This window comes from Streptomyces anulatus (genome assembly GCF_000721175.1).
GTDB classification, from domain to species: domain Bacteria; phylum Actinomycetota; class Actinomycetes; order Streptomycetales; family Streptomycetaceae; genus Streptomyces; species Streptomyces anulatus_C.
This window is the reverse complement of sequence record NZ_JOEZ01000012.1, coordinates 46,133-59,189: the sequence shown is the minus strand read 5'-3', so window position 1 is coordinate 59,189 and position 13,057 is coordinate 46,133. Positions and strand designations below refer to the sequence as shown.

The window sequence follows — 13,057 nt, the reverse complement described above, 5'->3', positions numbered from 1 at the left end:
GCCATCTGAGGGCCCCCGCCTGAGCCTCGCGCCCCGAAGCGAGACCGAGCCTGCGCCGTCCGCACCCCGCGGAGACGAGCGCGCTCGCGCATGTGCTGTCCCCGGCCGACCGCCGTGTACAGCCATGCCGAGACCCCCGGCCGGCCAGCCCGAACAGTCTCTTCAGACGAATGCCCCGTGCCCGGCGGACACCGCGCCGCGCACTCGACAGTGACGGAAACCCCTGTGATCACCACGACGGGCCTCACGAAGGTCTACCAGTCGCGCGACCGTGAGGTCACCGCACTCGACGGCGTCGACCTGCACGTCCGCGAAGGCGAGGTGTACGGCGTCATCGGACAGAGCGGCGCCGGGAAATCCTCCCTCATCCGCTGCGTCAACCTCCTGGAACGCCCCACCTCCGGCACCGTGACGGTGGCCGGCCAGAACCTCACCGCCCTCGCCGGCCGCGGCCGGCGGGCGAGTGCGGAGCTGCGCCGGGCGCGCACCCGCATCGGCATGGTCTTCCAGCACTTCAACCTGCTGGACTCCCGGACCGTCCTGGACAACGTGGAGCTGCCGCTGGAGATCCTCGGCATCTCCGGCCAGGAGCGCACCCGCAAGGCCAGGGACCTCCTCGACCTGGTCGGCCTCGCCGACAAGGCGAGGGCCTACCCCGGTCAGCTCTCCGGCGGCCAGAAGCAGCGCGTGGGCATAGCCCGCGCCCTGGCGGGCGACCCCCAGGTGCTCCTCTCGGACGAGGCGACCTCCGCGCTCGACCCCGAGACCACCCGCTCCATCCTCCAGCTGCTGCGCGACCTCAACCAGCAGCTCGGCCTGACCGTCCTGCTCATCACCCACGAGATGGACGTCGTCAAGACCATCTGCGACTCCGCCGCCCTCATGCGGCGCGGCCGGATCGTCGAGTCCGGGACCGTCGGCGAACTCCTCGCCACCCCCGGCTCCGAACTGGCCCACGAACTGTTCCCGGTCGGCGGGACCGCCTCCGGCCCGGACCGCACGGTCGTCGACGTCACCTTCCACGGGGAGTCGGCCTCCCAGCCGGTGATCTCCCAGCTCTCCCGTACGTACAACATCGACATCTCGATCCTCGGCGCCGCGATGGACACCGTCGCCGGCAAGCAGATCGGCCGGATGCGCATCGAGCTGCCCGGCCGCTTCGAGGAGAACGTCGTCCCCATCGGCTTCCTGCGCGAACAGGGACTCCAGGCCGAGGTCGTCGAGGAGGGGACCGGCCCGAAGGCCTCCGCCGAGACCGCCGAGACCGCCGCCACCGTCGTACCGGGGCAGACGCCCGCCGCGATCACCAAGGAGGTCGTCAAGTGACCTGGTCCGAGATGCAGCCCCTGCTGACCCAGGGCACGTTCGACACCCTCTACATGGTGCTGTGGTCCGCGCTGGTCACCGTCGCCGGCGGACTGCCGCTCGGCGTTCTGCTGGTCCTCACCGACAAGGGCGGACTGCTGCGGAACACCGTGGTGAACAAGGTCATCGGCGTGATCGTGAACATCGGCCGCTCGCTGCCGTTCATCATCCTGCTGATCGCCCTTATCCCCTTCACCACCTGGGTCGTCGGCACCTTCATCGGCCCCACCGCGATGATCGTCCCGCTCGCCGTCGGCGCCATCCCGTTCTTCGCCCGGCTCGTCGAGACGGCGATCCGCGAGGTCGACCACGGACTCGTCGAAGCGGTGCAGTCGATGGGCGGATCCATCCCCACGATCGTCCGCAAGGTGCTCCTCCCGCAGGCCCTGCCCTCGCTCGTCTCGGGTGTCACCACCACCCTCATCGTGCTCATCGGCTACTCCGCGATGGCCGGTGCGGTCGGCGGTGAAGGGCTCGGCTCCAAGGCCGTCACCTACGGATTCCAGCGCTTCGACAACCAGTTCATGCTGATCACCGTCGCGCTGCTGATCGTCATCGTCACCGTGATCCAGCTGATCGGCGACCTCACCGTCCGGCTGCTGGCCCGCCGCGGCCGCACCGCCTCCTGAGGCCGCCGCCCCGACTTTCCTCCCCACCGAGCCCGAACTCCTTGTCCGGGCGCACCACCACAAGAAAGAGGCACTTTTCGTGCGCAAGAACATCAAGATCACCGCAGCTGTCGCTTCCGCCGCCGCCCTCGCCCTGGGTCTCGGCGCCTGCGGTACCAACTCCGATCCGGCGTCCAAGAGCGAGACCGGCGCGAACGCCGACACCTCCAAGGCCCTGGTCGTCGCCGCGTCCCCGACCCCGCACGCCGACATCCTGAACTTCGTCAAGAAGAACCTGGCGGAGAAGGCGGGCCTCGAACTGGAGGTCAAGGAGTTCACGGACTACGTCCTGCCGAACACCGCGACCCAGAACGGCCAGGTCGACGCCAACTTCTTCCAGCACAAGCCCTACCTGGACGACTTCAACAAGAAGAACGACACCACCATCGTCCCGGTGGCCGACGTGCACCTGGAGCCCCTGGGTCTCTACTCCAAGAAGATCAAGGACCTCGAGCACATCAAGGCCGGCCAGACCATCGCCGTCCCCAACGACACCACCAACGGCGGCCGCGCCCTCCAGCTGCTCGCCGAGAACGGCCTGATCACCCTCAAGGACGGCGTCGGCACCAGCGCCAGGCTGAGCGACATCACCGACAAGAAGGGTCTGGAGTTCAAGGAGCTGGAGGCCGCCACCGTGCCCCGCGCCCTGAACGACGTGGACGCCGCGGTCATCAACGGCAACTACGCACTCACGGCCGAGCTCTCCCCGGCCAAGGACTCCCTCGCCCTGGAGAACGCCGAGGGCAACCCGTACGCCAACTTCCTGGCGGTCAAGGACGGCAACGAGAAGGACCCGCGCGTCGAGAAGCTCGCGGGGCTCCTCAACTCCGACGAGGTCAAGAAGTTCATCGAGGACACCTACCAGGGCTCGATCGTCCCGGCCTTCGGCGCACCCGCCAAGTCCTGACGCCTGCCCGGCACTTGCCGACGGAGCCCCGCACATCCCTCCCGGAAGGTGCGGGGCTCCGTCGCGCCGACCCGCCCATGCGCAAGGCGGACCCGATGCTGCATGCTGTGCTTTTACCCGGTCTTCGGCATGGAGCTGCGCATGACTACCACCTTTCCGTCCATCTCCATCAGCACGGACAGGTTGGTGATGCGCCCCTTCGAGATGGCCGACATCCCCGCGTACATCGAGATGATGAACGACGAGATGGTCACCGCGTGGATGGACGGGCCGAACCCGTACACGCAGGTCGACGCCGAACGCTGGGTCCGCAGGATCGCTCCTGCCGAACGCACCGCCGGCCACGGCATCGCCCTCGCCGTCACCGAATTCCTCACCCAGCGGCTCGTCGGCAGCGTCCGCCTCCTCAACACCGACTGGCGCACCCGGGCCACCGAGGTCCGCTACATCACCGCCCCCTGGGCCCGCGGCGAGGGGTACGCCACCGAATCCGTGCTCGCCATAGCCGAATGGCTCTTCCGCGACCAGGGCTTCGAACGCATCGAGCTGCGCACCCCCGCCGACAACACCGCCTCCCAGCAGGTCGCCCAGAAGCTCGGCTGCATCAGCGAGGGCGTCCTGCGCAACGCTCGCATCGCCCGTACCCGGACCGAGAACGGCACCGACGGCGGCTGGACCGACATCCGCACCGACCTGATCGTCTGGGGGCTCCTCCCCGAGGACCTCGAAGGCGTCGCCGAACAGCTCGCCGACGCCGGCGAATACGGCACGTACAACGACTGGAGGTAGAGGTAGAGCCCGAGGCCACCCGCGGGCCCAAGGTCCGGACCGGATACCCTCACCCCTGCCCGGCATGCACGGGCAACGCCCCGCTCCCTCCGACACCCCAGGAGACAGACGACGATGGCCGACCGGGTCACGGTGATCGGCTGGGACGGCTCGCCACTGACCAGAGCGGCCACGGCCGCGCTCTCGGCCGCCACGCTCGTCGCGGGCGCCGCCCACCACCTCGCCCTGCCGGAAGTGCCTCCGAACGCCGAACGCATCCGCCTCGGCAGCGTCGACCTGGCCGCCCGCAGGATCGCCGGACACCGCGGCAGCGCCGTGGTCCTCGCCGACGGCGACCCCGGCTTCTTCGGCGTCGTCCGCACGCTCCGCGACCGCGAACACGGCCTGGAGGTCGAGGTCGTCCCCGCCGTCTCCTCCGTGGCCACCGCCTTCGCCCGGGCCGGCATGCCCTGGGACGACGCCCAGATCGTCGTTGCCCACCCCCGCACCCTGCGCCGCGCGGTCAACGTCTGCCGGGCCCACCACAAGGTCGCCGTCCTCACCTCACCGGGCGCCGGACCCGCCGAACTGGCCCTCCTCCTCGACGGGATCCACCGCACCTTCGTCATCTGCGAGGAACTCGGCACCGACCGCGAGCGCGTCACCGTCCTCACCTCCGACAAGGCCGCCGACCACGCCTGGCGCGACCCCAACGTCGTCATCGTCATCGGCGGCGGCCCCGAGACCACCGCCGCCGGCGCCTGGATCGCCGGCCGCCAGCCCGCCTACCCCCAGGGGATACGGGGCTGGGCCCTGCCCGCCGAGGCCTACCGGGCCGCCGGGGTGGAGCGGATGCAGGAGTCCGGCGAGGGCGAGTTCCCCGGTCTGCGCGCCGCCCAGCTCGCCCGCCTCGGCCCCCGCACCGGCGACCTGGTCTGGGACATCGGCTCCGGCAGCGGCGCCCTGGCGGTCGAGGCGGCCCGCTTCGGCGCGGCGGTACTCGCCGTCGACGCCGACCCGGCCGCCTGCGCCCGCACCGAGGCAGCCGCCCGCGCCTTCGGCGTCCCGGTCCAGGTGGTCCGCGGCCGCGCCCCGCACGTCCTGGAACGGCTGCCCGAACCGGACGTCGTACGGATCGGCGGCGGGGGAGTGCCGGTGGCCACCGCGGTCGCCGACCGCCGCCCCGAACGCATCGTGACCCACGCCTCGACCCGGGACGAGGCCGAGGCCCTCGGCGCGGCGCTCACCGGCAACGGCTACACGGTCGAATGCGCACTGCTCCAGTCCGTCGACCTGGACACCACCGCCTGGACCGAGCGCGAAAGGTCGGTCGTGTTCCTGCTGTCCGCGCGGCGTTCGGACCTCGCCCCCTGACCCGCTCGGCCCGGTACGCGAGGTAGGCTGGCCGATTGTTGTACCACGCCCGGCCGTTCGTCGCTTCGTTCGTCAATGTCCGGAAAAGTGGACCGTTTTGGTCCGCACTGTGGTACGGCACAACCCGGGGGACGCGCAACGTGGCGCAGTCCACAGTGAGCCGTGGCAGAACTGCCTGTCGCGGCGGCGAACGGCCGCGAGAATAGGAAGCCCCGCGGGCGTTTCGTGCCGCGCGGCGAGCCCGCTCGTTCTTGATGACGAGCGCCGGCGTGCCGTGGTTCGGCGTCCCGGGCGAAGGGCCGAAGGAGCACTGACGATGGGCGAGGGGTACGCATGACTGACACCGGCCAGATCCCGGGCGAGGGACTGCCGGAGAACGCAGGCATGGTGGAGCAGCCGGGCATCCCCGCCCCGGACGCGTACACCTTCCTCGACCCCTCCGAGCACACCCCCGAGGACGACGACCTTCTGCTGATGCCGACCTCCCAGGGCGCCTGGAGCGACCCGCAGGCCGCTCCGGCCCCCGCGCAGGGCCAGCCCGCCGCACCGGCGGCGGTGGCGCAGCCGCTCGCGCCGGAGCACGGTGGGCAGCAGCCTCAGCCGCAGGTTCCCGCGCAGCAGGTCCAGGCTGCCCCTGCTCCCGCCGAGACGCACGGCACCCATGAGTCCGGTGGCCGTGACTCCGGCTCCGTGGACCTCAACGGCGTACGGATCCCGGCGCCCGGGCCCGCACCGGTCGGCGCACACGCGGCCGCCGCCCCCGCACACCGTCCCCTGCACCGGGGCCCCGCCTCCGCAGAGGCACCGACGTACGGCGGCACGCAGGGCGGCGGCGTCGTGCGCTCGCTCGCCGACCGCGGCCCGGCCGGAGCCACCAGGACCGCCGCCCCCGCACGCCACGCGGGCCCGCCGACGACGGGCCCCGAGTACGTCGACGTCCCGGCCGAGGACCCTTCGACCCTGCCGGGACCGCAGCTGGGAGAGATCCCGCCGCAGGCCGGCGCCCCGTGGGGGGCACAGCCGCAACAGCCGGAGCCGGAGCAGGTCCTCGCGGAGCCGGTGGCTCCGGAGGAGGCTCAGCAGCCGGAGCAGATCATCGAGGCCGAGCAGGCGGTGGCGGATCCTGCGGTGGCCGAGCAGTCGGTGGCCGAGCCGCTGGTCGCGGAGCCTGCTGTGGTCGAGGCCGAGCAGTCGGTCGAGGCGGTTCAGGCGGTTCCGCCGAGTCAGCCGGGTCAGCCGGCCGAGCCGGTGGCGGTGCCCGCCCCGGAAACCGCGGCGGCCCCGGTCGAGCAGCTGGACCAGCCGGTGCGGCCGGACGAGCCGGTGCAGTCCGCTGCCGGTGCGCAGCCCGAGCCCGCCCCCGAGGCCGTCCCGGCAGAAACGGTCGTCCCCGAGCCGGCCGCCGCCGTGGAGCTGCCTCCCGCCGGCCCGGTCCTCGTCCCGGAGCCCGAGGCGACCCAGCCGGAAACTCCGGCGGACGCACCTGTCCAGCCCCCGACGGACGAGGTGGCCGCCGTCCCCGAGGCGCCGGTGGCCCCGGAGCCCGAGGCACAGGCCGTCCCCGAGGCGCCGGTGGCCCCGGAGCCCGAGGCACAGGCCGTCCCCGAGGCACCGGTGGCCCCGGAGCCCGAGGCACAGGTCGTCCCGGCGGAAGTACCCGCCCCCGAACCCCGGGTCGAGGTCCAGCCCCAGACCCCGGCACAGGCTCCGCCCGCCGCCGAGCCGGTGACGCGGCCCGAGCAGGAGCAGGCCGTCGAGCCGACCCCCGAGCCGGTCCCGGCCGAAGCGGTGACCGAGAGCCCGGAGGCCGTCGCGGCTCCGGAGCCGGTGGCCGCGCCGATCGCTCCCGAGCCCGTACAGCCCGAGCCCGTCGCCGAGGAGCCCGTGGCTGAGGCGACGGCCCAGCAGCTCCCCGTGACGGAGCAGGAAGCCACCCCGGCCCCTGCCCAGGAGCCGGCAGAGGCAACGACGGCAGAAGCGGCCGGCGAAGCGGAAGCAGCCCAAGCGGTCGCGCCCGTCGCCGAGGACGGCACCGGCCCCGAGGTCATCGAGACGCCGGAGCTTCCGGAGCCGCTGGAGCCCGCCCAGCAGACGCAGGCCGAGGCACCGCAGAGCGCGGCTCCGCGGCAGGACGGGCCGGCACAGCAGCCCGAGGAGCCCGCCGAGCCGTTCACCCCGCCCGCCCCCGGCTACGACGACGCCGAACGGGAAGCGGTGCTCCGGGTCATGCGCGAGCGCCGTGACATCCGCAACGGCTTCCGCAGCGACCCGATTCCGCACGACGTCCTGCTCCGGGTGCTGGAGGCGGCGCACACCGCGCCGAGCGTCGGGCACTCGCAGCCGTGGGACTTCGTCGTCATCCGCTCGGCGGAGACGCGTCGCTCCATGCACGAACTGGCCGAGAGCCAGCGCGAGGCCTACGCCAAGTCGCTGCCCAAGGGCCGGGCGAAGCAGTTCAAGGAACTGAAGATCGAGGCGATCCTCGACACCCCGGTGAACATCGTCGTGACCGCCGACCCCACCCGCGGCGGCCGCCACACCCTCGGCCGGCACACCCAGCCGCAGATGGCGCCCTACTCCTCGGCGCTCGCCGTCGAGAACCTGTGGCTCGCGGCCCGCGCCGAGGGCCTCGGCGTCGGCTGGGTCAGCTTCTTCGACGAGCGGGAGATGGTGCGGGCCCTGGGCCTGCCCGAGCACCTCGAAGTGGTGGCCTACCTCTGTGTCGGTTACGTCGACGAGTTCCCCGAGGAACCCGAGCTGATGCAGGCGGGCTGGTCCAAGCGCCGCCCGCTGTCCTGGGTCGTCCACGAGGAGACGTACGGCCGTCGCGCACTGCCCGGCGCCGAGCCGCACGACCTGCTCCAGGAGACGATCTCCGCGATCCGCCCGCTTGACGCGAAGGCGCTCGGCGAGGCGTGGGAACGCCAGAAGCGGATGACGAAGCCCGCCGGCGCGCTCGGCATGCTGGAGATCATCTCCGCGCAGCTGTCCGGGCTCTCCCGGATGTGCCCGCCGCCGATCCCGGAGCCCGCGGCGGTCGCGATCTTCGCCGGCGACCACGGGGTGCACGCCCAGGGTGTCACCGCCTGGCCGCAGGAGGTCACCGCCCAGATGGTGGCGAACTTCCTGGGCGGCGGAGCCGTCTGCAACGCGTTCGCGGCCCAGGTCGGCGCGGAGGTCTGCGTGGTGGACGTCGGCGTGGCCTCGGACCTGCCCGCGACCCCCGGCCTGCTGCCCCGCAAGGTGCGGCCCGGAACGGCGGACTTCACCACGGGCCCCGCGCTCAGCCGCGAAGAGGTCCTCGCCGCGATCGAGGTCGGCATCGAGACCGCCCGCGACCTGGTGGCGGCCGGCAACAAGGCCCTGCTCACCGGCGAGATGGGCATCGCCAACACCACCGCGTCGGCGGCGCTGATCTGCGTGTACACCAGGATCGACGCCTCCGAGGTGACCGGCCGGGGGACCGGCATCAACGACGAGATGCACGCCCGCAAGGTCGACGTCGTCCGCCGCGCCCTTGACCTGCACCAGCCGGACCCCGCCGACCCGATCGGCGTGCTCGCGGCGGTAGGCGGCCTGGAGCACGCGGCGATGGCCGGCTTCCTCCTCGGCGGAGCCTCCCTGCGTACGCCGGTGATCCTGGACGGCGTGAGCGCGGGCGCGGCGGCCCTGGTCGCCCGCGCCATCGCCCCCGAGGCACTGGCCGCCTGCATCGCCGGCCACCGCAGCGCGGAGCCCGGCCACGTCGCCGCGCTCAACAAGCTGGGCCTGCGCCCGCTGGTCGACCTCGACCTGCGCCTGGGCGAGGGCACCGGCGCGCTGCTGGCGCTCCCGATCGTGCAGAGCGCGGCGCGCGCGATGCACGAGGTGGCGACGTTCGACTCGGCGGGCGTGACGGAGAAGTAGCCCGCGGCCCGTCAGCCCCTTCGGCGCCCGGTGTCCAGCCTCTCCGGCGTTCGAGGAGCCGGGGCCCCGGACCTCAGCCCGTCCGGCGCTTGAGGACAGACCGGGGCCCGGGGCGGAGCCCCGGTTTCGGGAAGGGGGGTCGGGGACAAGGCCCGTCGCGGGCGCCCCCACCCGCCCCACCCCGGCGCCCCCGGCCCCCACCCACCCCCACCCCGTATCGTGTCCCTCACCGGGAACCCCGCTTTCCGCACGTCACAGCCGCTCCACCGCCGCAGCGGCCTACGCAGCACCCGCACGAGGAGCCCGTACCGCCATGGCCGAGCACGCAGACCACGCCGACCACCCCGCGTACCCCGTAGGACTGCGCCTGCACGGCCGCCGGGTCGTCGTCGTCGGCGGCGGCCAGGTCGCCCAGCGCCGACTGCCGCAGCTCATCGCCACCGGTGCCGTCATCACGCTGATCTCCCCCTCCGCGACGCCCTCCGTCGAGGCCATGGCGGACGCCGGGGAGATCCGCTGGGAGCGCCGCCGCTACCAGGACGGCGACCTCGCCGACACCTGGTACGCCCTGATCGCCTCCTCCGACACCACGGCCAACGACGCCGCGTCCGCCGAGGCCGAGCGCACCCGCACCTGGTGCGTCCGGGCCGACGACGCCGAGGCCGCCACCGCCTGGACCCCGGCCACCGGCCGCAGCGAGAACGTGACCGTCGCCGTCCTCACCACCACCTCCCAGGGCCGCGACCCCCGGCACTCCGCCGCCATCCGCGACGCCATCGTCGAGGGCCTGCGCGACGGCACCCTCGCCGCCCCGCACCACCGCACCCGCGCCCCCGGCGTCGCGCTCGTCGGCGGCGGCCCCGGCGACCCGGACCTGATCACGGTCCGCGGCCGCCGCCTCCTCGCCGAGGCCGACGTGGTCATCGCCGACCGCCTCGGCCCCCGCGACCTGCTCGACGAACTCCCGCCGCACGTCGAGGTGATCGACGCCGCGAAGATCCCGTACGGGCGGTTCATGGCCCAGGAGGCGATCAACCAGGCGCTGATCGAGCACGCCAAGGCGGGCAAGTCCGTGGTCCGGCTCAAGGGCGGCGACCCGTTCGTCTTCGGCCGCGGCATGGAGGAAGCCCAGGCGCTGGCCGCCGAAGGCATACCCTGCACGGTCGTCCCCGGGATCTCCAGCACCATCTCCGTCCCCGGTGCGGCCGGCATCCCGGTCACCCACCGGGGCGTCGCCCATGAGTTCACCGTGGTCAGCGGCCATGTCGCCCCCGAGGACCCGCGCTCGCTGGTCGACTGGGAGGCCATCGCCCGGCTGCGCGGCACCCTCGTCCTGCTGATGGCCGTCGACAAGATCGGCGCCATCGCCGCCGCCCTGATCGCCCACGGCAAGGACCCGGCCACCCCGGTCGCCCTCGTCCAGGAGGGCACCACCGCCGCCCAGCGCCGGGTCGACGCGACCCTCGCGGACGTCGGGGAGCGCGCGGTCGCCGAGGACGTGCGCCCGCCCGCCGTGATCGTCATCGGCGAGGTCGTCACGGTCGGCCCCGACTCCGCACCGAGGAGCGCCCCGGACCCGGCCGCGTGACCGGCAGCGACGTAACCCGCGGTTACGTATCCCGATCCCAGGCGTTGGCACCACACACCGGACAAGGCAGTATCACCCTGTGGCAGATCTCATCACCGTCGACGACCCTGACGACCCCCGGCTGAGCGACTACATCGGCCTGACCGACGTCGAGCTGCGACGACGACGCGAACCCGCCGAAGGCCTCTTCATCGCCGAGGGCGAGAAGGTGATCCGACGCGCCCGGCAGACCGGGTACGAGATGCGGTCCATGCTGCTCTCGGCCAAGTGGGTCGACGTCATGCGCGACGTCATCGACGAGGTCCCGGCCCCGGTGTACGCCGTCGCTCCCGAGCTCGCCGAACGCGTCACCGGCTACCACGTACACCGCGGTGCGCTCGCCTCCATGCAGCGCAAGCCGCTCCCGGCATCCGACGAACTGCTCGCCGGCGCGCGCCGGGTGGTGGTCATGGAGTCGGTGAACGACCACACCAACATCGGCGCCATCTTCCGCAGCGCGGCGGCCCTGGGCATGGACGCGGTCCTGCTCTCACCGGACTGCGCCGACCCGCTCTACCGGCGCTCGGTCAAGGTCTCCATGGGCGCCGTCTTCTCCGTTCCCTACGCCCGGCTGGAAGCCTGGCCCAAGGGGCTGGAGACGGTACGGGAGGCCGGCTTCCGGCTCCTCGCCCTTACCCCGGACGCCAAGGCCACCAGCATCGACGAGGCGGCCCCGCACCGGCTGGAGCGGGTGGCGCTGATGCTCGGGGCGGAGGGCGACGGGCTGTCCACACAGGCCCTGATGGCCGCCGACGAATGGGTCCGCATCCCGATGGCGCACGGCGTCGACTCTCTGAACGTGGGCGCGGCGGCGGCCGTCGCGTTCTACGCGGTGGCCACGGGACGCCCGGAGAACTGAGCGGGGACGACCCCTGCCGGCTCCGGCGTCAGGACCACTGCCGCGGCCTCTGCGCGGCCGGTGCTCGCGCGGCCTGTACGGCCTGCGCCTGCGACACCCGGTTCGCCTGCTCGGCCCCGGTCCCGGTCCCGGTCTTCCCGCCCATCCCCCGCGCCGGCCCCTGGCAGCCCTGCGCCGCCGCGATGCCCAGTGCCACCAGCAGCGTCACCACGACGAACACCACCAGCCGCTGACGCAGCAGCCGCGGATTGGCCGGCCGCCGCCCCGCCGAGGTCGTGCGGCCCCCGGAGTGGGTTCCGGGCCGGCCGTTCGTCCCGGCGGGGGACCCCTGCCGCTTCCCCCCGGAACGCGTCGTGTTGCGCGACGCCTGCTGCGGGCGCGAGCCGCCGGTGCGCGGCGGTCCCGAACGCGCGGGCGCGCCGCGCCTGCCCGACCGGGGGCGGGAGGCGGACGGGTCCTCCGAACGGCGGGTGTGCTGCTCGGAGTACGGATCGGCCATCCGCCCGGTCGGCCGGTCGGCGTCCTGGGCGGAGCGCTGGACTGGCGGCCGGCTCTCGTGCAGCCCCTGCGCCTCGCGCGCCGCGATCTCCTTGAGCCGCATGGACAGTTGCAGCGTGCTGGGCCGCTCCTCCGGGTCCTTCGCCAGACAGGCGCGCACCAGGGGGGCCAGTGCGTCGTGCACATCGTGGAGCTGCGGCTCCTCGTGCACGACGCGGTACAGCATCACCTCGGAACTGCCGTGCCCGAAGGGGGAGTCGGCCATCGCCGCGTACGCCAGCGTCGCGCCGAGCGAGAAGACGTCCGTCGCGGGCGTCACCGCCGCGCCCCGGACCTGCTCGGGCGCGAGGAACCCGGGCGACCCCACCGCCGTACCGACATGGGTGAGCGTGCTCGCCCCGGTCGCCCAGGCGATGCCGAAGTCGATGATGCGGGGGCCCTTGGGGGAGAGCAGGATGTTCGACGGCTTCAGGTCACGGTGGACCACCCCCGCCTCGTGCACCGCCACCAGACCCTCGGAGAGGGCCGCCCCGATCGAGGCGACCTCGGCGGCGGCCAGGGGGCCCTCCTCGGCGACCTTGTCGTGCAGCGAGGGGCCGGGTACGTACTGCGTCGCGAACCACGGGCGGTCCGCCTCCAGATCGGCGGCGACCAGCCGGGCCGTGCAGCCGCCGCGGATCCGCCGGGCCGCCGACACCTCGCGCGCGAAGCGCGAACGGAACTCCTGATCCTCCGCCAGGTCGGGCCGGATCACCTTGAGCGCGACCCGCTGGCCGCGCCGGTCGGAGCCGAGGTAGACGACGCCCATGCCGCCCGCGCCGAGTCGCCGGTGCAGCCGGAACGAGCCGACGAGACGCGGGTCCTCGCGCCGGAGCCGCATCATCGCCATCGTCTGCCCATCCCCGCTGCCTGGTCCGCCTGACGAGGCACAGCTTACGTACCCCGCGCCCGGCGCGCTCAGAGGCCGCGCCCTCGCCGGAAATTCGATTGTCCGTGCCGTACGGGAGGGGTGAAGAGGGGTCCGGGCGTGGCGGATCCGGGTCCCTCGGCCGGGCGGTCCGCTCAAGGGGCCACCGGGCAAGGGG

General features: G+C 73.3%; 9 protein-coding genes. 8 read left to right on the top strand and 1 reads right to left on the bottom strand.

Features of this window, described 5'->3' with window-relative positions; translation table 11 throughout:
- The first annotated feature begins 225 nt into the window (after positions 1-225).
- The 8 genes from IG90_RS0114835 (at position 226) to IG90_RS0114800 (ending at position 11,474) form a co-directional block, all read left to right on the top strand.
- Positions 226-1,326, top strand: coding sequence for a methionine ABC transporter ATP-binding protein (locus tag IG90_RS0114835; protein WP_030583352.1), 1,101 nt, complete (start codon positions 226-228; stop codon positions 1,324-1,326).
- Entirely contained in the window at positions 1,323-1,994 is a 672-nt protein-coding gene (locus IG90_RS0114830; RefSeq protein WP_030583349.1) for a methionine ABC transporter permease, read from the top strand. The genes IG90_RS0114835 and IG90_RS0114830 overlap by 4 nt, the downstream gene beginning before the upstream one ends.
- 79 nt (positions 1,995-2,073) lie before the next feature.
- On the top strand, positions 2,074-2,940 hold the full coding sequence (locus IG90_RS0114825) for a MetQ/NlpA family ABC transporter substrate-binding protein (RefSeq protein ID WP_030583346.1): 867 nt from the start codon (positions 2,074-2,076) through the stop codon (positions 2,938-2,940).
- 102 nt (positions 2,941-3,042) lie between these two features.
- Positions 3,043-3,729 carry a GNAT family N-acetyltransferase gene (locus IG90_RS0114820; protein WP_030583344.1) on the top strand — a complete coding sequence of 229 codons (687 nt, stop codon included), beginning with the start codon at positions 3,043-3,045 and terminating at the stop codon, positions 3,727-3,729.
- 114 nt (positions 3,730-3,843) lie between these two features.
- On the top strand, positions 3,844-5,082 hold the full coding sequence (gene cbiE / locus IG90_RS0114815) for a precorrin-6y C5,15-methyltransferase (decarboxylating) subunit CbiE (RefSeq protein WP_030583341.1): 1,239 nt from the start codon (positions 3,844-3,846) through the stop codon (positions 5,080-5,082).
- Between the two features lie 333 nt (positions 5,083-5,415).
- Positions 5,416-8,988, top strand: a complete 3,573-nt coding sequence (gene cobT / locus IG90_RS39440) for a nicotinate-nucleotide--dimethylbenzimidazole phosphoribosyltransferase (RefSeq protein WP_030583339.1) — start codon at positions 5,416-5,418, stop codon at positions 8,986-8,988.
- 313 nt (positions 8,989-9,301) lie between these two features.
- Complete coding sequence (gene cobA, locus IG90_RS0114805) at positions 9,302-10,576, top strand: uroporphyrinogen-III C-methyltransferase (RefSeq protein WP_030583337.1); 1,275 nt, start codon at positions 9,302-9,304, stop codon at positions 10,574-10,576.
- A 79-nt stretch (positions 10,577-10,655) separates the two neighbouring features.
- Positions 10,656-11,474: a TrmH family RNA methyltransferase gene (locus IG90_RS0114800; protein ID WP_030583335.1), complete on the top strand. Its 819-nt coding sequence runs from the start codon at positions 10,656-10,658 to the stop codon at positions 11,472-11,474.
- A gap of 28 nt (positions 11,475-11,502) precedes the next feature.
- On the opposite strand, the gene IG90_RS0114795 is transcribed toward IG90_RS0114800, so the two are convergent.
- Positions 11,503-12,861 (bottom strand): serine/threonine-protein kinase, encoded by a 1,359-nt coding sequence (locus IG90_RS0114795; RefSeq protein ID WP_030583333.1) that lies wholly within the window; start codon positions 12,859-12,861, stop codon positions 11,503-11,505.
- Between the last annotated feature and the right edge of the window lie 196 nt (positions 12,862-13,057).

Bases quoted from the DNA above. Each gene is read 5' to 3' on its own strand.
- IG90_RS0114795 (WP_030583333.1), bottom strand. From the start codon at position 12,861: ATGGCGATGATGCGGCTCCGGCGCGAGGACCCGCGTCTCGTCGGCTCG.
- cobA (WP_030583337.1), top strand. From the start codon at position 9,302: ATGGCCGAGCACGCAGACCACGCCGACCACCCCGCGTACCCCGTAGGA.
- cbiE (WP_030583341.1), top strand. From the start codon at position 3,844: ATGGCCGACCGGGTCACGGTGATCGGCTGGGACGGCTCGCCACTGACC.
- cobT (WP_030583339.1), top strand. From the start codon at position 5,416: ATGACTGACACCGGCCAGATCCCGGGCGAGGGACTGCCGGAGAACGCA.
- IG90_RS0114820 (WP_030583344.1), top strand. From the start codon at position 3,043: ATGCTGTGCTTTTACCCGGTCTTCGGCATGGAGCTGCGCATGACTACC.